The 21,706-nt window shown below is 74.1% G+C and carries 13 protein-coding genes; 8 read left to right on the forward strand and 5 right to left on the reverse strand.

Translation table 11 applies throughout. The features are described 5' to 3' along the window. Positions 1-36 precede the first annotated feature (36 nt). Positions 37-855: a hypothetical protein gene (locus WME75_RS23030; RefSeq protein ID WP_437494570.1), complete on the reverse strand. Its 819-nt coding sequence runs from the start codon at positions 853-855 to the stop codon at positions 37-39. Between the two features lie 396 nt (positions 856-1,251). Between WME75_RS23030 and WME75_RS23035 the strand changes: the two genes are divergently transcribed. The 7 genes from WME75_RS23035 (at position 1,252) to WME75_RS23065 (ending at position 14,744) form a co-directional block, all read left to right on the forward strand. Further along, on the forward strand, positions 1,252-3,609 hold the full coding sequence (locus WME75_RS23035; protein WP_437494572.1) for a cyclic nucleotide-binding domain-containing protein: 2,358 nt from the start codon (positions 1,252-1,254) through the stop codon (positions 3,607-3,609). A 295-nt stretch (positions 3,610-3,904) separates the two neighbouring features. Beyond that, positions 3,905-6,838 (forward strand): vWA domain-containing protein, encoded by a 2,934-nt coding sequence (locus WME75_RS23040; RefSeq protein ID WP_437494574.1) that lies wholly within the window; start codon positions 3,905-3,907, stop codon positions 6,836-6,838. Continuing rightward, on the forward strand, positions 6,820-8,547 hold the full coding sequence (locus WME75_RS23045; protein WP_437494576.1) for a DUF4215 domain-containing protein: 1,728 nt from the start codon (positions 6,820-6,822) through the stop codon (positions 8,545-8,547). The genes WME75_RS23040 and WME75_RS23045 overlap by 19 nt, the downstream gene beginning before the upstream one ends. Beyond that, positions 8,531-11,029, forward strand: a complete 2,499-nt coding sequence (locus WME75_RS23050) for an NAD(P)-binding domain-containing protein (protein WP_437494578.1) — start codon at positions 8,531-8,533, stop codon at positions 11,027-11,029. The genes WME75_RS23045 and WME75_RS23050 overlap by 17 nt, the downstream gene beginning before the upstream one ends. A gap of 53 nt (positions 11,030-11,082) precedes the next feature. After that, complete coding sequence (locus WME75_RS23055) at positions 11,083-12,624, forward strand: vWA domain-containing protein (RefSeq protein WP_437494580.1); 1,542 nt, start codon at positions 11,083-11,085, stop codon at positions 12,622-12,624. Positions 12,625-12,740: 116 nt separating this feature from the next. Further along, positions 12,741-14,012, forward strand: a complete 1,272-nt coding sequence (gene mltG, locus WME75_RS23060; protein ID WP_437494582.1) for an endolytic transglycosylase MltG — start codon at positions 12,741-12,743, stop codon at positions 14,010-14,012. A gap of 93 nt (positions 14,013-14,105) precedes the next feature. Continuing rightward, on the forward strand, positions 14,106-14,744 hold the full coding sequence (locus tag WME75_RS23065) for a hypothetical protein (RefSeq protein ID WP_437494584.1): 639 nt from the start codon (positions 14,106-14,108) through the stop codon (positions 14,742-14,744). A 12-nt stretch (positions 14,745-14,756) separates the two neighbouring features. Here WME75_RS23065 and WME75_RS23070 read toward each other — a convergent pair whose 3' ends face one another. Genes WME75_RS23070 through WME75_RS23080 form a run of 3 tightly spaced genes read right to left on the reverse strand, consistent with a single transcriptional unit; the run spans position 14,757 to position 19,668 of the window. Then, entirely contained in the window at positions 14,757-16,211 is a 1,455-nt protein-coding gene (locus WME75_RS23070) for a cation:proton antiporter (RefSeq protein WP_437494586.1), read from the reverse strand. Positions 16,212-16,222: 11 nt separating this feature from the next. Then, positions 16,223-17,527, reverse strand: coding sequence for a cation:proton antiporter (locus WME75_RS23075; protein WP_437494588.1), 1,305 nt, complete (start codon positions 17,525-17,527; stop codon positions 16,223-16,225). Next, positions 17,524-19,668 carry a mechanosensitive ion channel domain-containing protein gene (locus WME75_RS23080; protein WP_437494590.1) on the reverse strand — a complete coding sequence of 715 codons (2,145 nt, stop codon included), beginning with the start codon at positions 19,666-19,668 and terminating at the stop codon, positions 17,524-17,526. The genes WME75_RS23075 and WME75_RS23080 overlap by 4 nt, the downstream gene beginning before the upstream one ends. A gap of 143 nt (positions 19,669-19,811) precedes the next feature. On the opposite strand from WME75_RS23080, the gene WME75_RS23085 reads away from it, so the two are divergent. After that, positions 19,812-20,912 carry a glucokinase gene (locus tag WME75_RS23085; protein ID WP_437494592.1) on the forward strand — a complete coding sequence of 367 codons (1,101 nt, stop codon included), beginning with the start codon at positions 19,812-19,814 and terminating at the stop codon, positions 20,910-20,912. A 30-nt stretch (positions 20,913-20,942) separates the two neighbouring features. On the opposite strand, the gene pgl is transcribed toward WME75_RS23085, so the two are convergent. After that, entirely contained in the window at positions 20,943-21,686 is a 744-nt protein-coding gene (gene pgl, locus WME75_RS23090; RefSeq protein WP_437494594.1) for a 6-phosphogluconolactonase, read from the reverse strand. Positions 21,687-21,706: the final 20 nt, after the last annotated feature.

Genomic DNA, 21,706 nt, shown 5'->3' on the forward strand with positions numbered 1-21,706 from the left:
TCAGCTCGCCGTGATCGTGAAGAGCGTCCCCGGCGATCAGGGAGGGGGCGGGGGCGGCTCGGTCGAGGCCGGCTCGGGCAGCTTGAACAACCTGCCGATCCGGTAGGGCCGCGTCAGGGGGGAGTAGTAGCTCGTCGTCGACGACGTGACGCTCCACGTGTAGCCGAGCAGGAGGCCCGTGATCGAGTCGGTGTACACGCGCATGGTGGCCGTCCCGGCCCCCGCCTCCATGTGGCCGCCGGTGCACGGCCCGTCCCACCGGCTGTCCGAGTAATCCTTCTCCGGGTCCGCCGCCGGGGCGAGGCACCCGTGCGACGAGGAGGTCGAGTCCACGATCGGCACGGCGTACTGCCTCGTACCCGAGTAACGCGGCAGGATCTGCGGGAAGATCTCCCTGGCCGGGCCCGCGATGATCACCGTGTGACCGGCGTAGGTGGAGGTGGCGCCGATGGCGAGGACATCACCCTTCTGGATGTCGAGCGCCCTGTTGACGCGGCGGAAGGACGTCTCGTCATCTGGAGAGGGCGGGGGCGCGCCGGTCGCCGGGCTCATGTTGATCCAGTCGAAGAGGTTATCGGACGTAAGGCCATACACGCCCCAGATTTTGCGAATATCGCTCTCCGAGTACCCCTTCGCCTTCTGCAGCGACAGAATGAAGAAGCACGCGCCCTTGGTTCTGCCGGACCAGGCCGGCACCTCGACGGTCGCTCCATCGACGCTCATGACCTGCGGCTCCTCCCAGGTCATGAAGCACTTCTCGTCCGTGCCGGCGAACTCATTGCTGGCCGAGTTGTCGATGAAATCGAGGGCCCAGTCCGCGTGGTCCTTGGCGCTCGCGGACGCCGAACCCAACATGATGAAAGACGCGGCAGCCAGGGATGCAACAGCCAAACTCGTCGTGCGCCTGCTCATACTTCTACCTCGTTGGTTTGAATGACCTTGCATGTGCACTCTGGAACAGATGCTAGTCATTTCATGCTGAACCATCAAACGAACCCTGGCGCCGAAGATGCCGAGTCTAGCAGGATGGATATTCACTATGATCGGCTTAGGTGTCAAGGCTTTTTCGGGGCGCTCATCCTTTTTTTCCAGTCGTTCGAGTGCTCGCGAGCGCTCGCGAGCACTCGCGAACGTTCCAACGTGAAGTAAGACCATGTCGTCCCTTACGACAGCTGATGCGCGATGGTATGAAGCGAGTCGCGCGCCGGGCGCCGCGTCTCCGGCTGTGCTCGGCGGACGGGAGCCCTGCTGATGCCCTCATCGGACCACAGTGACGTCGATGCGCGCGGCGCGGCGCGCGAGCGCCCCGGCGCCTGGCCGCCGGGGGTGTTCAACGCCCCCTTGCTGCGAGGCCTCGACGAGCGCGCCCGGCGCGAGATCGCCGAGGCAGGTAGGCTCCGCTCCCCCTCGACCGACGAGGTCGTCTATCGCGCCGGCGACGCGGGCGATGCGTTCTTCGTCGTCGCTTCCGGGCGCATCGCCCTGCGCGCGACACGCCGCGGAGACGATCGCGATACGGAGGTGCGCACCGCCGCTGTAGGCGATGTCCTCGGGGAGGAGGCGGTCGTGGGGATGTCGCGCAGGACCACCGCGGTCGCGCTCGCGCCCAGCGTGCTCGCGGAGATTCCGGTCCACCTGTTCCGCCGCGCGGCCGGCCGCTCCGGCAAGGCCGAGGTCGCCGAGAAGCTCGAGCGCGGCCTGCGGAGGAGCGCCACACGCGACCTCCTCAGCACCCTTGCCTTCACGCGCGATCTCGATCCAGAGGACATCGAGATCCTCCTTGACGCGGTGAGTCATCGTCGCTTCGAGCGCGGTCAGGCCATCTATCGTGCCGGGGATCCCGCGACCGAACTGTGGCTCCTCGCCGACGGGATGGTGCAAATTCAAACCGAGGACGGAGATCGGATTCATGTGCGCGCGTACCTCACCCGGGGCGATTTCTTCGGAGACGTGGAGCTCGACGAGGGTCGCTGCCGGGCGGCGAGCGCCGTGGCCAGCGGCGCCGCGGCGCTCCTGTCGGTACCGTCGAAGACGTTCGCCGGGCTCGCGCGGAGGCACCCTGATCTGATCCCGCGACTCCGGCGCATCACCGGCGAGCAGCACGCCGCCCAGGAGGCGATCGTCGCCGGGCAGGCGCGCAACGACACGGCGCATGTCTTCCGGGACCTCTATCGCCTCCAGGTCGCGCGGTCCCTCCTGGTCATCGACCTCGATACATGCGCGCGCTGCGGGCACTGCGCGTGGTCCTGCGCCGACGTGCACGGGGTCTCGCGGCTCGTCCGCCGCGGCGACAAGGTGCACGCGCGGGTGGACGACATCGCGCCGGGCCCGCTGCAGGAGGCGCCGCGGAGCCTGCTCCTGCCGAACTCCTGCCAGCACTGCGAGAGCCCCGCCTGCATGATCGAGTGCCCGACCGGCGCCATCGGCAAGGACACGGGGGGCGAGGTGTTCATCCGCGACGCGCTCTGCACCGGCTGCGGCGCCTGCGCCAAGGCGTGCGCCTGGGAGAACATCGCGATCGCGCCGCGCCCCACCGCCGCGCCGCGCCCGGGCGGCGCGGGCTTTCCGGACCTCGCCGTCAAGTGCGATCTGTGCCGCGAGCACGACGGCCCCGCGTGCGTGAAGGCCTGCCCCACAGGGTCGATCTTCCGCGTGAATCCGGCGGAGGAGATCGCCGACGTGCGCGATCTGCTCGGCGGGGCGCGGCGCGAGCAGGAACGCTCCGCAGGGCAGCGGGGCGACGCGGCGCTCCTCGCCGGGAGCGCGATCGCGGCGGCAGGGCTCGGCGCGGCGGGGCTGTCGGCGCACGCCCACGGCGGGGCGCGGCCGGGCGAGGGCGCCGCGCTCTGGGCGGGCGTCGCCGCGGCCGTGGGGATCGCGCTGCTGCTCTTGTACGCCGTCCCGAAGCGCGCGGGGCGGCGGCTGTGGATGCGGCCCAGGCGGCGCGGCGGAGCAGCCGACGAGGCGGGCGACGCCGCGCCCGTCCGGAGCCGGCTGCGCCCGCAGCTGTCCGGGCATCTCGCGATCGGCCTCGTCACGGCCGGCCTCGCGCTCGCGCACGCGCCGTGGCCGCGGTCCGGCCGCCCTACGCTCGGCGCGGCGCTGCACCTCGCCTTCTGGGCGACCGCGGCGGCCGGCGCCTTCACGGCGCTCGCGTACCGGCTCGCGCCGCGGCGCCTCGCCCGGATCGAGCGCACCGCCGCGCTCCCGGAGGACTTCGCCGCCGCCCGCCGCGAGCTCCTCGACCGCTTCTACCGCGAGGTGAGCGGGCGCAGCGATCTGGTCAAGAAGATCGTCGAGAAGGTCCTCGTGCCCTACCTGAAGAGCCCCCTCGGCCCGCTCGCGCTCCTCGCCTCGGGGCGCGGGCTGCGCGAGGAGGAGCGCGCGCTGCGCGCCCGCATCGACGCCGTCCTCGAAGGGCGCGGCGCAGAGCGCCTGGCCGGCCTGGCGGAGCTCATCCGGATCGCCGTGGAGCTGCGCGCGCTCCCGGCCCAGCGGGCGCTCCTCGGCGCCCTCCGCGGCGGGCTGCCGGCGCACATCCTCACGTTCGGCGTCGCCGCCGCGCTGCTCGTGCTCCACGCGATCACGGCGGCGAGCGTGCCCCGATGAGCGCGCGGCGGACCGGGAGCGCGCGCACGCCGCCCCACACGGCCTCAGGCGCCGCGCGCGGCCCGCGACGCGCGCCGCGGTCGGCCGACAGCGCCTCTGACGCGCTATGCAATCGTTGCGAGGCACGGCATTTCTTTGTGCCTTGCGCGCAGCGACGCGCGCGGCGCCGTCCGCGCCTCGGCGCAGCGGCCGCCTTTTTCGCGGCAGACAGCGCGCGGGCGAGAGGCCTGGACTTTGCCTTCAACGCCCAGGTACAATTTTCCCGACACCACCCCAGTGGAAGGTAGAAAAGCTGATGGCTGGTCCCTCGACCAAGTGGATGGGAGCGCTCTTCGGATCAGGCTCCGCCGAGGCGTGGGCGCCGAGAGCGCTGCTGCTGGTCACGCTGCTCACGGCGTCGGCGGTGATCGCCGGGGCGTGCAGCGGAGACGACAGCGGCCCCCCGGGGCCGCAGGACGGGACGGGCGGACCCGATGGGGGGACGGGCACGGGTGACCCGTGCGTCGACGGTGAAGAGGTGGAGTGTCACATCACCGTCGGTGAGCACGAAGGCGTGCTGACATGCATGGACGGGATCCGCCGGTGCGAGGACGGGCGCTACGGAAAGTGCGAGGGGACGATGACGATGCGGAGGTCGCCGCTCGGACCTTCGCCGCGCGGGAGCGGCGAGAGCGGGTATCCGCGCCCGCTCGCCAACTCGGAGGCTTCCGACGCGGGTCTCTGCGCGACAAACCCGTGCGATCCGTCGTGCCAGTCGTTCGAGGAGGTGCCGGACGGGGGGCCCATCGATCTCTCGGGGGTCGGCACCACGTACACGTGGTCGGTCGGGGACATCAACGAGCTGCCCGAGGGCGTCGCGCGGCAGGGCACGCACCAGCCCTGCACGACCAGCGAGGATTGCCAGTTCGACCAGTACTGCGAGCACCCCGCGCAGGGCGCGTGCGCCCACAATCCGTGCGAGACGGGCCTCTCGCTCCTGTCGACCTGCAGCGGCTGCGTCGCGAAGGTCTGCGAGGCGAACCCGAACTGCTGCACCCAGACGACCATCCCGGCCGACTGCGGGCATGACGCCTGCGAGGATACCCCCGGCATCGCGACCCACATGACCGCGACGTGCGGTGACCCGTGCATCGCCAACATCTGCGCGGCCAACCCGCTCTGCTGCGACTTCAGGTGCACGTCGACCGCGCAGTGCGAGACCGTCTTCGGAATGAACTTCACCTGCCCTATGGTGCTGCCCGGCACCCCGCGACGTTGCAGGCCGCTCAGCGGCGTGTGCCCGCCGGAAAGCGTCAGTACCGACGGCAAGTGCGCGGGGACCTGGAGCTCAGAGTGCGTCGATCTCGTGGCTACCGAGTGCCCTGGGAAGACGTGCGCCCCACCGACAAATTACTGGGACGCCACGTGCGTCGACCTTGTCGAGCAGCTGTGCGGCTCCACCTGCAGCACCGATCCAGACCAGCAACGGGGCCTCTGCAAGGCCTACCTGCCGAACCAGACGAACCCCGCGTGCAGCAACGTGGATCTCACGGTCGGCGTGCCCTGCGGCGGGACGGTCCCGGTCTGTAACCGCGGCAACATGCCGGCCCCCGCGGGCATCGCGATTCACCGCTACGCCGCGGGCGCGGGCCAGCTCCCCTCCTCGGCCCCGAGCCAGGTCCTCGACTCCTGCAGCCCGAGCGGCGGCACCCTCGCCTGCACGACCGCGCAGCCGATCGCCCCGGGCGAGTGCATCAGCGTGGCCGGCTGCACGGGCGTCGCCGACGGCGTGGAGCTCATCGTCAACCCGCCGGGCCCGGGGCACATCGCCGAGTGCCAGTGCGCCAACAACGGGAGCATCTATCAATCGGCCATGTGCGAGTCGCCGGGCTGCATCGCCACGGCCAGCGTCTCGCTGATCAGGCCGGCCACCCTGTTCGTGGCGCTCGATCGATCCACCTCGATGGTGCAGAACTCGTCGGGAGACGACGTGAGCGGCTCCCGATGGAACCCGGCGCGCGAGGCCCTCAGGGAGTTCTTCCGCGATCCGGCGTCGGCGGGGCTTGGCGTCGCGTTCCGGTTCTGGCCGCACGCCAACCCCGGCCCTTGCGACAACAACCCCGAATGCCCGGACCCCGGCGGCGAGGGCTGTGCGCTGCCGCTCGTCCCGTTCAACGGCGCCGCAGCCGACAGGTTGACCGAGCAATCCGCGATGATGGGAGATCAGCAAGAGCTCAAGCTCCTGCAGGCGTTCATCAATTTCCCGACGGCCTACGGCGATACGCCGATGTACCCGGCGCTCGACGGCGCCACGACCTGGGCGATCAACTACAAGACCGCCCACCCCGAGGAGGAGGTCGCGGTCGTGTTCGTGACCGACGGCATCCCGTCGCACTGCGACACCGTCCCGAACCACATCGGGGACCTGGCGGGAAACGCCTTCGAGAACAACGGCGTCCGCGTGCACGCGGTGGGCTTCGGCAACTCGAACGCGGAGATCATCAACAACATCGCCGCTCGCGGCGGCGGACAGGCGTACAACCTCACCGCAGGCACGACGCTGCAAGGCAGCCTCCTCGACGCGCTCGTCTCGATCCGCGGAGAGGCGCTCCCCTGCGACGTGACGGTCCCCCTCGCCGGCGTCGCGGATCCCACCTCGGTGTCCGTCGTGCATGTGGACGGCGCCGGCACCGAGACCACCCTCACGCCCCGGCCCGCCGGGCTGGGCAGTTGCGGCAGCGGCTGGTACTTCGCCGACGCGACGAACACGAGCGTCAAGCTCTGCCCGCAGACGTGCGCCGATCTCCGCGACAGCCCAGGGAAGGTCCGCGCGACCGTCCCGTGCGTGACCACGAGCCTCACGCCCATCACCACGAGCTGGGAGCGCTACCACGGCGTCTGCCCGCCGGGGACCAAGACCCAGTGGGGGTACCTCAGGTACAGGACGGCGACGCCGGGCGACTCGAGCGTCGAGTTCTTCGTGCGATCGGCCGACGATCCCGACGATCTCAGCGGGGCGACGGTGCGGCTCGCCGCCACCGCGCAAGCGGCGCCGACCGACACACGGATCTGCGATGAGAGCTCGGCGCCGCCGTGCGCGGTCGATCTGTTCGACGTGCTGGAAGAGCTCCCGGACGCCCGGACCGAGTACCTCGAGGTCCAGATGAGGCTCAATCCGACGAGCACGGGCGGAGGCGGTGTTCAGGTGCAGGACTGGGAGATCACGTATTCATGTCCCGATTCCGAGTGAGCCGCGGCATCACGGCAATCGCCCTGCTCTCCGCCGCGGCGGTCGCCGCGGCGGCGTGCGGCGGAGACGACGACAACCGGCCGAGGCCGTCTCCCGCCGGCGGAACCGGGGCCGCCGGCGGTGAGGGCGGCGGCGGGGGCGGCAACGAAGGAGGCGGCGGCGCCGCGCCCGCCGCCTGCGGCGACGGCGCCGCCGAGCTGGACGAGGCGTGCGACGGGCCCGATGTCAGGAACGCCACGTGCCAGAGCTTCGGCTTCGAGAGCGGCCAGCTCGGGTGCAGCGACGAGTGCACCGTCGACACGTCGGGCTGCGCGGGCGTCGAGGGGTGCCAGGACGGCCGCGACAACGACGGCGACGGCAGCGCCGACTGCGCCGATCCGGAGTGCGCGGCGGCCTGCGCGGACCTGTGCGCCGCCCCGGTGGCGCTGCCGGATCCCGCGTTCGTCACCGGCGACATCAGCGGCCACGCGGCCGTCGAGGGAGGGTGCACGACGGGGCTCCCGGGCGTCGCCTACACGTTCACGGCGACCACCACCGGGTTCCTCGACGTGGTGCTGACCCCGGGGACCGACGCCGCGCTCCTGGCCGTGCTGCGCGGCGCCTGCGACGACGCCGCGACGGAGCTCCATTGCGGCGGCGTCAGCGCCGGCGCGGGCATCGAGAACCGACTCACCGTCCCCGTCCGCGAGGGCGATGCGTTCTATGTGGTCGTCGCAGGCGCGGCGGACGAGGGGCAGACCGGCGCGTTCGAGCTCGGCGTGAGGAGCCGCGAGACGGTCTGCGGCGACCGCATTCAGGATCCGGCCGAGGAGTGCGACAACCTCGTCGGTCAGCCGGATGACGGGTGCACCGACGACTGCCGGCTCGAGGCGACCGAGACCGAGCCGAACAACGCCATCGCCTCGGCCAACCCCCACGCGGTCCCGTTCTTCGCCTCCATCGATCCGCCGGATGACGTGGACGTCGTGCGCGTCACCGTGCCGAGCGGCCCCACGGTGCTCATCGCGGAGACCTCCGACATCACGAGCTCCGACTGCCTCAACGGCCGGCTCGACACCGCGATCGAAATCCTGGACGAGAGCGGCGCGCTGCTCGTGCGACGCGAGTTCGGGGGCGTCGGCCACTGCGCCCGCGCCGTGGCGCCGGGGCTCCCGGCGGGCGACTACTACGTCCGCGTCACGGCGAACGTCGCCGCCGACCAGGGGGCTCCCTACCGGCTCATCGTGACGCTCGTCCCGGAGGTCTGCGGTGACGGAGTCGCGACCGAGGGCGAGCAATGCGACGACGGCAACACGACGCCCGGCGACGGGTGCAGCGCCGCGTGCCGCTTCGAGCTCGACGAGACGGAGCCCAACAACACGCCGGCGCAGGCCGGCGCCCACGCCGCCCCGTGGCTCGCGGAGATCTCGCCGGCAGGCGACGTCGACGTGGTCGCCGTGAGCGTGCCCGGACCGAGCTCGACCCTGATCGCGACCGTCAGCGACAACGGCACCGAGGCCTGCATGACCGGGCGGCTCGACAGCTACATCGAGATCCTGGGCGACGACGGGGCCGCCGTGCTCGCATCGGACGAGGACTCGGGGCTCGGCTATTGCTCCTCCGCGTCGGTCACCGACCTGGCCGAGGGCACCTACCATGTGAGGGTCAGGGCCGCAGAGCTCGTCCCCGACGCGACCTTCTTCTATCGACTGAATGTCACGATCCTCTAGCCCGAGCGGCCGGGGGAGCGGGACGGAGGCGCCGTCCGGCGGCGCCGCGGAGGAGGCGCCGCGCTCGCCCGACCCATCGAGGACGCTCTACCGCGCCGACCTGTCGGATCCACGCCAGCGCGCCGCCCAGCCGCGGGAGGTCGTCCGCGGACGCGCCGCGCGCCGCGCCGAGTCGACCTCCGACGTCACCCGCTTCCGCGGCGTGCTGCCGGCCACGCTGGCCGGCGCCGTCGCGACCGGCGCGGCGGCGCTGCTCTTCCCGCCGCCGGGGGGGCACGCGGCGCCGGGGCCGCTCTCGCTGCCCCACACGCGCGCGCAGCTCGCGTGCGCGTCGTGCCACGTCGAGCAGGCGCCCTCCGCCCCGCGCGAAGCGGCCGCGCCGCGCGGCGCCGCCGCACCGCGCGAAGCGGGCGCGCCGCGCGAAGCCGCCGCCCCGCGCGAAGCCGCCGCGGGCGCGCGCCTGGACCAGGCCTGCGCGGGGTGCCACGGCGACCACGGGTCCACCCGCAGGAGCCACGCGCAGCTGCTCGCGAGCGGCGCGCTGGGCTGCGCCACATGCCACCCGATCCACCGCGGAGACCAGGGCGTCGTGTTCGACCCCTCGAGGCCGCCGGCGCGCTTCGCGCCGGGCGTCGAGGTGGAGCTCCCGCCAACGGCCTTCCGCCCGAGCCAGCCGACCACCGTCGCGATCGTCACCGCCGGGAGCTGCACGCCGTGCCACGACCTCGCCGCGCCGCGCGACCCGATCGCGCGCTGCCTCGTGGCGGCGCAGGCGCCGCTCGGCGACGCCCGGCCGATCACCTGCTTCGACGAGCACCGCCCCGCCCTCCCCGAGGACGCCGCCATCCTCCGCGCCGACCGCGGCAGCAGCAGCGGCGGCCGCAGCAGCAGCGGCGTCTGCAGCGGCCAGCACACCGAGGACCGCGCCCTCGCGTGGGACGCGGCGCGCGACGCCGCCGCGGCCTTGCCGGTCGTGACGGGCGCGGCGCCCCACGGGAACGCTCCCCCCGGCAGCGCGCTGCCCCCCGGCCGCGCGCTGCTCTGGATGGGCGCCGGCCTCGCCGCCGCCGCCCTCGCGTTTGCGGGCACCCGCGGCGTCCACGCGCGGCGCGCGCGGCGGCCTTCGCGCGACGCCTCGGCCGCCGAGGCGGCCTCGGCCGCCGAGGCGATGCTGCGCCCCGCGGCGCGCGTGCGCCTTCCCCGCATCGACACGACCACCTGCCTCGGCTGCTACGCGTGCGTCGACGCGTGCCCGTACGACGTGCTCGCCATCGAGCGGTACGTCGCCGTCGTGGCCCGCCCCGAGGCGTGCTGCGGCCTCACCCTGTGCGAGCAGCGCTGCCCCAACGGGTCGCTCACCATCGAGGGCGGCGCGCCCATCGCCGATCGCCCGCGCCTCGGCGACGACCTCGGGAGCCTCGACGTGCCGGGCCTGTACCTCGCCGGCGACGTCACCGGCCTCCCCCTCATCAAGAACGCCATCCACCAGGGCGCGCACGCGGCGACGCGCGTCGCGGAGGACCTGCGGCAGGCCGGTCCGCGCGGCCCCGGGCTCGATCTGATCATCGTCGGCGCCGGGCCCGCCGGGATCAGCGCCGCGCTGCGCGCCAAGGAGCTCGGCCTCTCGTTCGAGGTGATCGAGCAGGGCAGCGTGGCGCAGAGCATCCAGAGCTTCCCGCGCGGCAAGCTGGTCTTCGATCAGCCGCTCGACCTGCCCATGACCGGGAAGCTGTGGCTGAAGGAGTCGACAAAGGAGGAGCTCCTCTCCCACTGGCTCCGCATCGTGCGCAAGGAGCGGCTCCCCATCCTGCAAGATACCCGGATGGTGTCGGTCACGCGCCTCGGCTCCGGCGACACGCGCGACGACACGCGCTCCGCCGGCGAGGCCCCGCCAGGCTTCGTCGTCGTCACCGAGCCGCGCGACGGCGGGCCGCGCACCGAGCGCCGGGCGCGACGCGTGCTGCTCGCCCTCGGCCAGCGCGGCTCGCCGCGCCGCCTTCCGTGCGCGCTGTCCCCCGAGGTGGAGGGACGCGTGTACTACCACCTCGCCGATGCGCGGAGCCTCGCCGGCAGCCGGGTGCTGATCGTCGGGCTCGGCGACGTCGCCATGGAGGCCGCCATCGCGCTGTCCCGCCAGCCGGCCACCGAGGTCACCGTCGTCTATCGCGGCGGCGGGTTCAGGCGCGGGAAGACGCGAAATATCGAGGAGATACGACGACTTGCAGCCGCGTCCCGCCTCTCGCTCCGGTTCGAGACCGACGTCGCCGCGCTCGCCGGAGATCCGCGCGGCGCGCTCGTGGCGACCCTCGCCTCGCCGTCGGGGGCGATGGCGCACCCCTGCGACGCCGTGCTCGTCCTCATCGGGAGCATCCCGCCCTGGAGCGCCCTCCGCGCCGCCGGGATCCGGCCGACCGTGGAGCCGTCAGATCGTTCCGGGCCCGACGACGTAGAAGGGCTCACGCCTGCGGTCCCGCCGCCGTGAGCCCGGCGTAAGGGCGTAAGATCGAGGGGCGCAGGCAGTTCTCTGGAGGAGCCATGAAGCCGACCCATGTCGCCCTGTTCTCCGCCCTCGGCATGATGTTCACGAGCCTCTCGGTCTACTCGCTCGCCCCGTCCGGGGGCCGGGACGCGACGGAGGTGGCCACCGAGGTGACCGCCGAGCCGCCCCGCGTGGTCCCGGAGGTGGCGGGCGGCGCCGTGGCCGCGGTCGACCCGAGCCGCTTCACCGCCGGATCCAGGCTGATGCTGGAGGGGCGCGTCGGTCACGCCCGCCTCCCCCGCTCGGCGCAGGAGACGTTCCTGAGCTTCGAGGTCCGCAGCGACGGGTCGCCCACGAAGACGCAGGCGCAGGCGAGCCTCTCGCTGGTCATCGATCGCTCCGGCTCGATGAAGGGCACCCGCCTCGCCAACGCCGTCCAGGCGGCGACGACCGCCGTGAGCCGCATGAACGACGGCGACGTCGTGTCGGTGGTCACCTTCGACACGAGGACGACCGTGGTCGTCCCGCCCACGACCGTCGGGCCGGACACGCGCGGCCGCATCCTCGCGGGCGTCCGCGGCATCTCGCTCGGCGGCGACACGTGCATCTCCTGCGGCATCGAGGAGGGCCTCTCGCTGCTCGGACAGACGGGCGGCGGCGTGAGCCGGATGCTCGTCCTCAGCGACGGCGACGCCAACCACGGGGTCCGCGACCTCCCCGGCTTCCGCGCGATGGCGCAGCGGGCGCGCGATCGCGGCGTGAGCATCACGACCATCGGGGTCGACGTCGACTACAACGAGAAGATCCTGTCGGCGATCGCGCTCGACTCGAACGGCCGGCACTACTTCGTCGAGAACGACGCCGCGCTCGCGCGCATCTTCGAGGCGGAGGCCGAGCAGCTCACCGCCACCATCGCGAACGGCGCGGAGCTCGCGATCGCTCTCGCGCCCGGCGTCACGCTCGATCGGGTCTTCGATCGCTCGTTCCGACGGGCCGGCGACCAGGTCATCGTGCCGCTCGGCGCGTTCGCGGCGGCGGAGGTGAAGACGGTGCTGCTCAAGGTGCGCCTCGACGGCCTCGGCGGCGACGGGCGCGGCGAGTCTCGGATCGCCGACGTCGGCCTCGCTTACCGGGACCTCGTCGCGAAGACCGACGCCCGGTGCGAGGGCACGCTCGGCGTCGCGATCGCGGACCGCGACGCCGACGCGAGCGAGCTCGACGCGCTCGTCGCGGGGCGCGTGCAGCGCAGCGAGACGGCGGCGACGCTGAAGCAGGCCAACTTCCTGTTCGAGCAGGGTCGGCTCGACGAGGCGCGCAGCAAGCTCGACGCGCAGCAGCGGTCGCTGCGGAGCGCGGCCGACAAGGCGAAGCGCAGCGCGCCGACGAGCCGCGCGAAGGACGTGGCGTCCGATTTCGAGGGCCAGCTCGCCGCGCTGGAGCGGGCCGACACGGGCTTCGCCACGCCGCCGCCGGCCGCCCCCGCGAAGCCGGGCGGCTTCGCGCAGGCCCCGGCGGCGCTGCCGGCCCCGGCGAAGTCCCGCGAGGGCAAGGCCGCCGTCCGCCGCAACGAGGCGGACGCCTTCGATCTCGCCCGCTGACGCGCGGCCCGGGGCGGGCGGCGGCGGCGGCGTGGAGAACGCCGGCGCCGGCCAGCCGCGCGCGCCGCAGTCCGGGCGTTGACGCGGGTCGGGCTTTCGGGTTTTGACTCCCGGCGGTGGGCGTTCGACCTAAGGCGAGCCGGCCGGGAAACCGAAGGACGGGTGGCGACGGCGCGCAGGGCTCGCCCCCGCGCGAGCCCTCGCCGTCGACCCGGAAGACCACCCCTGCGCGGCGCGCGCGCGGCGCGGGGCAGCGCGCGCCGGCGTCGCGGCGCCCGGCGCGGCCCTGGCCGAAGCGCGGGCGGGCGCTGCTCCTCGGGCTCGCGGGCGCGCTCGCGGCGGCGGGCGCGGCGCTGTTCGCGCTGATGATCGGCTTCGGTCGCATGAGGGCCCCGGACCGGGGGCGCGTCGTGGAGATCAACTGGCCGGAGGGGCTCGACGCGGGCGAGGCGGCCTCGCTCCTCTGGGCCGAGGGGCTCGTGGAGAGCGAGCGCGCGATGGCGCTGTACCTCGGCGCCACCGGCGGCACCGAGGGGTTCGTGCCGGGCCCGCACCTGCTCTTCGAGGGCGCGACGCCGCGGGAGCTGCGGCAGCTGCTCACGCGCGCGGAGGGGCGTCCCACGGCGAAGGTCACGATCCCCGAGGGCTGGAACCGCTTCGACGTCGCGGCCCGGCTGGAGAAGCTGCACGTCGCCGGCAGGAAGACGTTCCTCGCCGCGACCGCGGACGGCGCGTTCCTGGACGCGCTCGGCATCGAGCGCGGCGGCGCCGTGGGGGCCGAGAGCGCGGAGGGGTACCTCTTTCCGGCGACGTACGAGCTCGCGCTGGACACCGACGCGCGCGAGGTCGCGAAGCGCCTCGTCGCCGAGTCCGACCGGCGCTGGAGCGCGCTCGCGGGCGAGAGCAAGGACGGGCTCGCCGCGCTCCAGGCGACGCTCGGCTGGGGTCGCCGCGAGGTGCTGACGCTCGCCTCCATCGTCGAGAAGGAGGCGGTCGTCGCGGAGGAGCGGCCGCTCATCGCGAGCGTGTTCCTGAACCGGCTCCTCGATCCTGCGTTCCGCTCGCGGCGGCTGCAGTCCGACGCGACGGCGCTCTACGGCTGCGTCGCGTGGCCCGAGCACGCGCCGTCGTGCGCCGAGTGGGGCGGCAAGCCCACGCCCGCCGTGGTGCGCGACCCGAGGAACCGCTACAGCACCTACGCGCACCCGGGGCTGCCGCCCGGGCCGATCGCCAACCCAGGGGCGCCGTCGATCGCGGCCGTGCTCGCGCCGGCGGCGACGAGGTACCTCTACTTCGTGGCGGCCGGCGGGGGTCGCCACAGGTTCAGCGAGAGCCTGGACGAGCACAACGACGCGGTGCGGAAGCGGCGGGAGGCGACGGGGCAGTAGAGAGAGAACAGAAAAAACGCAAAGGCGCCAAGGCGCACCGCGCCGTCCGCGCTTCCTGGATCGCCGCGAGCCGCAGTAGATTCGCGCGCCATCATGCGCCGTCCCGCTCCGTTCCTCCTCGCGCTCTCTGCTCCCCTCGCCTTCGCCGCCGCGGCAGCAGGCTGCTCGCCCCGCACCACGCCCCCGAGCGAGCGCACCGACCGCAGCGTCGCGCCCCCGACTGCGGCGACGCAATCCGCGCCCCCGAGCGCCGCGCCGCCGCCGCCCTCCGCAGCCGCGAGCGCAGCTCCCACGGCCTCTGCCGCGCCCGGGGCGAGCGCCGCAGCCTCCGCCGCGCCCGCCGCCCCCACCGCCAGCGCCGCGGCCGACCCGGTGGCCCCGGCCGACGCCGCGCCGCTGCCGAAGGTGAAGGTCGCGAACATCGGCATGCACATCGGCGGCGGGCCGCACGACGACTTCACCAAGGAGCCGATCAAGCGCTCGGTCGCCCCCCACTTCGACGACTTCCGCCGCTGCTTCGCGCTCGCGGAGGACCCGGCGAAGGCCGGCGACTTCGGGATCGACCTGCGCATCGAGAAGGACGGCGGCAAGGCCGAGGTGCGCAAGCCACGGACGGCGCTCAAGGGCGAGGCGTTCACGACGTGCGTCGTCGGCGTCTTCGAGCAGATCGACTTCCTCAAGCCGAGGAAAGGCCCCACCGTGGTGAGCTACTCGCTCCGGTTCACCCCGTGAGCCGGCCGCAGATCACCCGTGGCGCCCGATGTTCGGCAGCGACCCGCGCGAGGCCTCGACGGCCGTCTCGCCGGCGCGGTCGAGCGCGTATTTGAAGAGGATCGGACCGACCACCTCGTTCAGCGCCACGCACCCCACGACGAGCGCGCGGAAGCCGGCGCCCAGGCTCGGGAACGCGCGCTCGATCGTCAGGCTGATGCCCAGCGTGAGCCCGGCCTGCGACACCAGCCCGCACCAGGCCCACTTCCGGAGCACCGGCGGGTCGTCCGCGAGCCGGTTGCCGATCCGGCTCGCCACGAACGTCACGAGGGCGCGCGACACGCCGAAGAGCAGCGCGACAGGCCACATCAGCCGGAGCAGCGGCAAGTCGAGGTGCGCGCCCGCGGTCGCGAAGAACAGCACGAACACCACGCTCGCGGCGTCCTCGACGGCGTGCACCAGCTTCTCGCCCTGCTTCGACAGGTTCGCGACGACGAACCCGGCGACCACGAACACGAGCAGCGCGTCGAAGCGGAGGTAACGCAGCACCTCCGTGGCGCCGAAGCCGAGCGCCACGAACACAAGGATCAGCTGCCGGCCGATGAGCCGCATGTAGGCCGCGAGCGCGAGCCCGAGGGTCGTGCCGATCGAGATACTCCCGAGGATCTCGCGCCCGAGCAGCTCGATCTCGTGCATGGACATCGTCGTGCCCGGCTCGATGAGCGGCCGCACCGTGGAGAGCGCGATCGCCGTCACGACGATGACGACGATGTCCGACGTCATCACGAACGCGAGCGTGTTCATCGCGACAGGCCCCGTCGCGCGCGTCTGCGAGAGGATGCCGAGCACGGCCGAAGGGCTGCGGGTGACCGAGATCACGCCCCAGAGGATCGCCACGCCGAGCGCCGCGGTCGTCGAGAGATCGGCGGCGAACGGGACGAGCGAGCGCGCGGCGTAGAACACGCCGGTCATCGCCACGAAGACGAGGACGGTCTGGACGACGTTGTGCAAGAGGAGGCTCTTCAGGCTCTTCTTGACGATCTCGATCCGGAGCTCGGCCCCGCCGGCGAGCGCGATGAGCGCCAGCGCCAGCGTGTTGACCCGGGAGATCTCCTCGACGGCGTGGTGATCGACGAGCTTGAGGACGTGCGGCCCCGCGATGACGCCCGCGAGGATGTAGCCCGAGAGGTGCGGCAGGCGGAGCGGCTCGACGAGCTCGCTCGCGAGCGTGCCGGCGAGCAGGAGGAAGCCGATCGAGGCGATGGTGCCCGCCAGCCCGTGGTCGTGCGGGACCGCGCGCGTCGTCGCGTAGAGCACCCCGAACAGGATCACCAGCGCGACCGCGTGCGTGAGGTGGTTCAGCGGCCCCTTGGGGGCCGACCCGTGATGGCGGGCCGCAGGCGCGCCTTGTGGCTCGGCAGGCCCGGCGGGCGCGGCGGGCCCGGCGGGCGAAACGGGCCCAGCGTCAGGAAGTGCTGCAGCGCTCACGGTGACACCTCCTACCCCTCCCCCCGCCTGGCCGCAGACGACGGCGGGGCATCCCCGTCGCCCAGCGGGGCGCCTCGCGCGGCGCGGGCCAGCCCGCGGCCGAAGAAGAGCGACTCCCGCTCGGGCACGGCGAGCTCGCCGGCCTTGCGGAGCGTGGCGCGCAGCGCCTGCGGCCCGACGACCTCGCCGAACACGGCCGCGGCCGCCGCGGCGAAGAGGACCGTGTGCCCGACCGGGCCCGGAAAGCGCAGCGCGAAGGCGAGGCCGACGCTCATGGCCACCGCGCCGGACGAGAGCAGCCCCAGGCCGAGCCACGGCGACGTGCCGCGAGCGTCCGGCGACATGACCCGGAAGACGAGGCCCGTCCCGAGCTTGCCAGCGACCCGCGCCGCGAGCGCGATCGCCACGATCCAGGGCAGGAACGGCGCCGCCTTCGGGCTCACGTACGCGCCCGCGAGCAGCAGCGCCGGCAGGATGACCGGCCGCTCGGTCGGCGCGACCATCGCGACGATCTCCTCGCGGTGCCGGGAGATCGCGGCGATGGTCACGCCCATCGCGAACGTCGCGAAGAGCGGCGACAGGCCGACCCGGGCGCTCGTGCCGATCGTCAGCAGCGACGTGCCGAGCAGCACGCCCCAGCTCTGGATCAGGCGGAAATCGCTGCCGAGGAGCACGACCGCGACGAGCCCGAGCACCACGCCGATGAGCGCCGTGACGATCGTCCACCCCCAGAACGGGAGCGGCCAGTGGCCCGTCGCCTGCGGGACGAGCGCGAACGCGCCGCCCATCATGAGCAGCGGCCCGAGGTCGTCGCAGTCGGCGATGTCGGCGATGAGGTCCGAGAGCCTGCCGCTCGCGCTGTAGCGCTGCGTGACCCAGAGCACGGCGTGCCGCGTCGTCTCGGCGGAGACGGCGCCCACGCCCGCCGCGAGCAGCACCCGGTCGCCGGGCTCCAGCGACGGCGCGCCGCGGGCCGCCGCGAACCACACCGCGGCGGCCACCGCGCCGCCGGTCAAGAGGCTCATCAGCACGCCGAGCGCCATGCGCGACGGACGGACACGGCGGTTGCCGACGAAGCCGAAATCGAGGCCGACGACCATCGCGAGCCAGCCGAGCGCGACGCCCGCCACGGGCTCGAACGCGGCGAGCGACGAGGGCTCGAGCAGCCCGAGCGCCGAGGGCCCGAGCACGAAGCCGAGCACCACGTACTCGGCGCCCGAGGGGAGGCCGATGCCCCGCAGCACGCGGCCGCTGACGAGCGAGCTGCCGAGGTACGACAGCACGAGGAGCCCCATCAGCAGCCAGATGGCGTTCACGAGGCCGCGCCCCGGTCCCGCGGCGCGCTGCGCGGCGCGGCGCCGGAGGGCACAGGCGCGCGCCCGAGCGGGATGCCCGCGGCGAGCAGCGCCTGCGCCACGGCGGTGAGCCAGCGGCTGCGCACGTCGTCGCCGTCGCAGGCCATCGTGGCCCGGAAGTGCGCGCCCCCGTCGTCGATCGCGACGAGCACGGCGCGGGCGCGGCTGCCGAGGCCCGAGCCCGTCTTCAGGAGCAGCTCGCGCACCCGCTCGAGATCGGCGGAGGGGTCGACGCTGATCTCGAGGGCCACGAGGGGAGGCCGGCCGCGGACGCGCGTCGGATGGAACAGGCTGAGCAGGTGGGGCACGCGCACGACGCACCCGTCCTCGTCCTCGAGGCGCGCCTCGAGCAGCGTCAGCTCGCGGACCCGCCCGGACCGGCCGCCCACGTCGGCGACGTCGCCGACGCGCAGGCGCCGCCCGAAGATGACCGAGAGGCCGACGGCCGCCGAGGCGATGAGCGGCGTGGCGGCGAGCCCGGCCGACGCGAGCACCACGAAGCCGACCCGCGTGATCGCCCCCTCGTCGGTGCCCGTGATGAGCGGCGCCGCGAGGAGCAGCGCGGCCACGAGGATGCCGAAGCGGACGAGGACCCCGGTCGCGACCGCCAGGTCGGAGGGGAGCCACCCGAGCGACGTCTCGCCCCGGCTGACGCTCCCGAAGAACAGCCCCACGAAGCGGATGACGACGATGACCGCGAGCGTCGCGAGGATCGCGAGCACGAGCACGGGGACGCTCCGCGCGATGCGCCCCATGAGATCCGACATCGGCGCGAGCACGAAGCCGGTGAGCTTCTGGCTGTAGTTGCGCGTGGACTCGAACAGGGAGAGCGCGAAGAGGATCCAGATGTAGGCGATGCCCACCCGGACGAGGATGCCGGCGGCGCCGAGCGCGACCGAGAGCGCGCCCTGGGACGCGGCGGGCCGGAGCATCTCGATGCCACGGACGTGCAGCGCCGGGAGCCGCTCCGGATGCTCGGCGACCCAGGCGCGCGCCCGCTCGACGAGCTCGCCGACCTTGCGGAGCAGGAGCAGCGCGATCAGCCCCGAGAAGATGAGCAGCGAGAACGAGAACACGCTCGTCGCGAGGCGGCTCCGGCTGTGCTCCTTGGCGAGGACGTCGCGCACCGTGGCGGCGACCGCGGCGGCGTGCACGGAGACCGTGGCGTTGCCCGCCACGACGGCGTCCTCGGGCCCGAGGTGGATGAGCGGGCTCTCGCCGACGTAGACGATCGCCACGCCCGCCTGCTCGTCGACGCGGACCTCGGGGACCTGCTTCTCCTGGGCGGCGCGCTCCAGCACCTTCGCCGCCTCGCGGGCGCGCTCCGGAGGAGAGAGGCTGCCCCGGTGCACACGGACGGCGAACACCGTGCGGCCGAGCAGCTCGACGCGCGCCTCGGGCTGCTCGGCCGTCGGAGGCGGTGGCTGGGGGTCGGGCGCGGGCGGCTCGCCCGGGTCAGCGCTCGAAGCTGGCGGCGCGGGCGCGGGCGGCGCCGGTCGCGCGGGCGCCAGCACGACCTGCGCGACCGGCGACGGGGCCGGCGCGGGCGACGGCGCGACGTGCACGAGCGGCGGCTGCACGGGCGGAGGCGGCGCGGGCGCGAGCTGCGCCGCCGCCTCCGACGCGGCCTCGGCGGACTCCGGCGCGGGCGCGAGCTGCGCCGGCGCGGAGGCGACCTGAGCGGGCGCGAGCTGCGCCGGCGGCGCGGAGGTGACCGGCGCGGGCGGCGCCGACGCGGCCTGCGTGGGCGCAGCTCGCGCCGACGCCGACGCCGGCGCGAGCTGCGCCGGCGGCGCGGAGGTGGCCGGCGCGGGCGGCGCCGGCGTGACCTGCCCGGATCGCGGCGCGACCTGCGTGGCGGATGGCGGCGCGGAGACGACCGGCGCGGGCGCGCGCAGCGGCGGCGTCACCGGCGCGCGCGGCGGCGGCGGCGGCGCGCGCTGCTGCGACGGCGGCGCGGGCGCGCCCTGCGCGAGCTGCGCGGGCGCAGGCGACGGCGAGAGCTGCGCGAGCGCGCCCGGCGCCGCCTCGGCGAACGCTGGGCCGGCGGGAGAGACGAGGCCGGCAAGCGCGACCAGGAGCGCGGGGAACAGCCGCTGCACGCCGGCACTCTCGACCGGAGGCGGGGCCCCGGTCAAGGCGGGACATCGTCGAGGGGCCTCGTGAACCACGGGGCGCCGGCGCCGGTGCGATCGCTCGAGGCCCGAGGGCCGCTCGAGACGATCGCCTCGGCCGCGCTCGCCCGATGACGGATCGCCTTGCCGCCGACGCAGGGCGCTGGCAGGGCGCCCGCGTGGCAAGGACCAAGAAAACCGTGGCCCCGTCGCTGCTCGTCGGCGACATCGGAGGCACGAACACCCGGCTCGCGCTCTACGACGTCTCCGGCGGCAAGCCGCTCTCGGAGGCGGTCTTCCGCAGCCGCGAGCACGCGAGCTTCGAGGAGATCGCCCTCCCCTTCCTCGTCCGCAGCGACGCGCCCCACCCCGCGGTCGCCGTGCTCGGCGTCGCCGGCCCCATCAAGGACCACGCCGCCACCGTCACGAACCTGCCCTGGCGCCTCGCGGAGCGCGAGCTGTCGCGCCGGCTCAAGGTCGCGCGCGTCCTGCTCGTGAACGACCTCGTGGTCGGCGCCCGGGGCTGCCTGCACATCCCCCGCGCCGCCATCACGCCGCTCACCGAGCACCGGCCGCGGCCGAAGGGGAACAACCTGGCCGTCATCGCCGCCGGCACCGGGCTCGGCGAGGCCCGGCTCATCTGGGACGGCGCCCGCCACCTGACGCTCCCGACCGAGGGAGGTCACGCCGACTTCGCCCCGCGCTCCGCCCTCGAGATCGAGGTGTGGCAGTTCCTCGCCGAGCGGTACCCGGATCACGTGAGCTACGAGCGGGTCCTCTCGGGCGACGGGCTCGGCGCCCTCTTCGACTTCTTCGCCGCCCGCGCCGCCCGCGTGCCGCGCGCGATCGAGCGCCGCCTCGCCGAGGGCGACCGCAACGCGGCGATCTCCGAGCTCGGGCTCGCGCGCGCGTTCCGGCCCGCCGCGCGCGCGGTCGACCTGTTCGTCGAGATCTACGGCGCCGAGGCGGGCAACCTCGCCCTGCGCGAGCTCGCGCTCGGCGGGGTCTTCGTCCTCGGCAACATCGCGAGGAACCTCGTCACCGCCCGGCGCGAGCTGTTCATGAAGTCCTTCCTGAAGAAGGGCCGCCTCGCGTCGCTCCTCGAGGGGGTGCCCGTCGCGGTGGTCACCGATCCCCTCGTCGGCGTCCGGGGCGCGCTCACCTTCGCGAAGGAGCTCGCCGCGCAGACCGACGGGGCGCCCCGGCCCGGCGCGTCGTCCAGGAAGCCCTGAGCGCAAGCGCCGGGCGAGCCCGGGCGCTGCCTACCCGGCCGGCGCCGCCGCCGCGTCGAGCAGCCAGACGAGGCGTCCGGCCCCGCCGCGCACGACGCGCGCCGGCACCTCGTCGGCCGGCCCCGTCCGCGCCGCCTGCTCCAGGACCGCGCGCTTGCTCGCCCCGCGCGCGAGGAGCAGCTTCAACCGCGCCTCGCGGATCACCGGGGCCGTCAGCGTGAGCCGCGGCTCCAGCCCCTTGTCCGGCTGCGCCGGGATCGCGGCCACCAGGCGATCGTCGATGCCGACCGCGCCCGTCCCGGGGAAGAGCGACGCCGTGTGCGCGTCGTCGCCGATCCCCAGCGTCATCAGGTCGAACGCCACCGCGGACGCGACCCCGAAGCGCGCGCGCAGGAGCTGCTCGTAGCGCGCCGCGGCCCCGGCGAGATCGGGCGCCTCCCCCTCCATCCGGAAGAAGCGCTCGTCCGGGATGCGCGCCGCCGCGAGATCCCGGCGCGCGGCGCCGTAGTTCGAGCGGGGATGGTCGGGCGCGACCGCGCGCTCGTCCACCCAGAACCACTCGGTCTGCGCCCACGGGAGCGACAGCGCCGCGAGCCGCTGGTACGCATCCGACGGCGTGCTCCCGCCGGACAGCGCGATCCGCGCGACGCCGCGCGCCTCGATCGCCGCCGAGATCGCGCGCGCCATGAGCTCCGCCCCGAGGCGCGCGAGCTCCGCCGCGTCCGCCGCGACGCACGTCTCCTCACCACCACCGTTCATCTCGGTCCTCCTCATCTACTTCTGCTCCGGGCCTG

Origin of the sequence: Sorangium sp. So ce1014 (genome assembly GCF_051521505.1) — a bacterium.
Classification (GTDB): domain Bacteria; phylum Myxococcota_A; class Polyangia; order Polyangiales; family Polyangiaceae; genus Sorangium.